Origin of the sequence: Succinivibrio sp., from assembly GCF_045124615.1 — a bacterium.
GTDB classification, from domain to species: Bacteria; Pseudomonadota; Gammaproteobacteria; order Enterobacterales; family Succinivibrionaceae; genus Succinivibrio; species Succinivibrio faecicola.
Map to the genome: position 1 here is coordinate 1 of NZ_JBGVMC010000014.1, position 2,665 is coordinate 2,665.

Consider the following 2,665-nt stretch of genomic DNA (forward strand, 5'->3'; position numbering starts at 1 on the left):
GGCAAGACCAGAATCTAGCATAGCGGCACCAACTACAAACATACCGCCAAATAAGATTACATTTGAATTTGAAAACCCAGAAAAGCACTCTTGTGGAGTTAAAATTCCTAAAAGACCTAAGGAGACAGAAGCCATAAGTGCTGATACCGCAATAGGAATATATTCGGTAACAAAAAGAAAAGCTACTGTAGCTAGTACCAGTAATGTTATAACAGCTGAATCCACTACCTGCTCCTTATCGTATAACCATAATTTTTTACTAAGTCTTATCTAATTTTATCCATTTAATGTGCATATTCTGTGAGTTTGAGCAAAGGATTTGATTCTAACTATCTGTTTTTTAACTATTTGTTAAGTGTTTCAAACTTTAAATGATTATCTTTACCGATAAAAAAATATCTGATTAGAAATTTTTGTGACATACAAAGCAATTTACAACCTTACAGAATTTAGACATTTGAGTTAAAAGGACAAATTTTGTTGTATATGATAGAATGATAGAATTATGATAAATATTAAAGTGACCACTAATACAAACAAAGAAGACTATATTGCAATTGAGAGGGAGACTGGTGCCATTGCTCTGCCAAGTAAGCACCTGTTTGGCATATTCTCAGTTGGTATTATTTGCGTTCTTCTTGCACTGCCTTTTGGTCAACTTATTCCTACAGACTATTCCCCATTTACCGCCTATTCAACAGGAAAGAAAGAGAAGAATCAGGTTCTTGAGCAACAGTATCTGAAAAACGATGAAGCTCTTGCTGAAAAGAATATTGTTATCTCTGAGGCAGCAGGATCAGAGGAAAACTATGATGATGAAATTGCAACTGAGGTTCTTATCGCAGATAAGAGTGATGACAATGTTATTATCAGAGATTCATCTTTAGACGGTGAAAAAGTAGCTCAGCCTCTAAGAGACAGATTTACAGCAAAATCTGAACAGACTATTGCTAATGAGGCAAAGGAACAGTCAAAGGAATTTATAAAAAATGTTTTAACTCCTGAGAATATCAGTACTCACATGAAAAGAGGCAACTGGTATGAACAGACAGTCAGAAGAGGCGACTCTCTTTATAAGATCTTCTCATATCTTAATCTGTCAAAGGAAGATTACAAAAAAATCACCTTTGCAGGAAGAAAAGAGAATCTTTCATTAACAATCGGTGACAAACTTCAGTTCCTTGTAGACAAGGACAATACTCTACTTGAAATTTTCATTCCAATTGAAAACCAAAAACAGCTGCATTTTGTAAGAGACACTGAGACAAACAAAGATCAGTTCACAATGGTGAAGATTGACAGACTCTCAGCACAGCAGCAAGATACTCTACTTGCAAAGGACATCAAGGATGCATCAGATATGCCATCAGTAGCCCTTGCAAAAGCAAAGGCACTTGAAGAACAGGCAGCAAAACTTGAAAAAGAGGAAAAGGAAAAACAGCGTTTAGCACTTCTTGAAAAGGAAAAGGCAAGAAAGGAACTACAGATCCAAAAACAGAAAGAAGCTCTAGAGAAAAAAGAGTTAGCTTTAGCTAAAAAGCGTGAACTTGAACAGAAAAAGCTTCTGTTAACAACAAATAGACCACGTCTACTAATTGCAACAATTAACAAGAATGAGAACTTTGACAGAGCTGCAAGAAGAATCGGTCTTACAAACTCTGAAATCCGTTCTATAAAAAATCAGTATCACGGAAAACTTAATGTAAGAAAATTAAAAGCTGGCGATTCTTTTAGAGTTCTTTTCAACGGCATCGGCAACAAATCAACAATGACCGCTATCGTTATTGATTCTAATCAGTATGGCGTTATTCCTCTTTACCGTCATCCACAAAATCACATCTTCTATGAAGAGAATGAATACAATCCAACATCAGGTGTATTCAGACGTTTCCCAATTATGGGTCAGGTTAAGGTAAGCTCACCTTTCAATCTTAATAGATTCCATCCTGTAAAGAAGGTTATAAGACCACACTACGGTGTTGATTTCAAACTGTCTATCGGTACACCAATCTATGCTCCTGCTGATGGTGTTGTAACATATGCAAGCTACATGCGAGGCGGTGGCTATACAGTCAAGATCACTCACAAGGGCGGTTACTCCACTGTTTATATGCATTTATCAAAGTTCGACGTCAAGAAAGGCGACGAGGTGCATATAGGTCAGATGATTGCAAAATCTGGCAACACAGGTATCTCAACAGGTCCTCATCTGCATTATGAGGTTCATGTAAACGGACGTGTGGTTGATCCTCTAAAAGTAGATCTTCCATCAGGCACTCCTGCTATGGCAAGACGTTTAAAGGATTCATTCAACAATACTGTATATATTCTGAAAACAGAACTGTATAAAAAAGAACTTGCAGAACAGACAGAAGAACATACAAACTGACAAAATAAGGAATTACTGTGCTTAGCGAAAAGGACTTTACAGAAGAGGCTCTTGCCGTTTTAAAATGGCTTGTTGCTATTCCATCCATCACCAGAACATCAGGTGATGAAATCATCAGCCATACTATCTACAATACAGTAGCAGAATTTACCTATTTTAAGAATCATCCTGACTATCTTAATTACATTACTCATGATGATCAGAAAAACCACTCCTTTACCGCTTTTGTCAGAAGAGATATTCTGACAACACAGACTCTTGTTGTAATGTGCAATA

General features: G+C 36.6%; 3 protein-coding genes. 2 read left to right on the forward strand and 1 reads right to left on the reverse strand.

Annotated features, from left to right (window positions below; all coding sequences use genetic code 11):
* On the reverse strand, window positions 1-225 hold a 225-nt coding region (locus ACJML3_RS00260; RefSeq protein ID WP_406019619.1), incomplete at its 3' end, for an SLC13 family permease.
* 280 nt (window positions 226-505) lie between these two features.
* Between ACJML3_RS00260 and ACJML3_RS00265 the strand changes: the two genes are divergently transcribed.
* Entirely contained in the window at window positions 506-2,389 is a 1,884-nt protein-coding gene (locus tag ACJML3_RS00265) for a peptidoglycan DD-metalloendopeptidase family protein (protein ID WP_406019620.1), read from the forward strand.
* Window positions 2,390-2,406: 17 nt separating this feature from the next.
* On the forward strand, window positions 2,407-2,665 hold a 259-nt coding region (locus ACJML3_RS00270), incomplete at its 3' end, for a hypothetical protein (RefSeq protein ID WP_406019621.1).

Excerpts from the sequence above, each read along its gene's own strand:
- ACJML3_RS00265 (WP_406019620.1), top strand. The coding sequence starts at position 506 with ATGATAAATATTAAAGTGACCACTAATACAAACAAAGAAGACTATATT.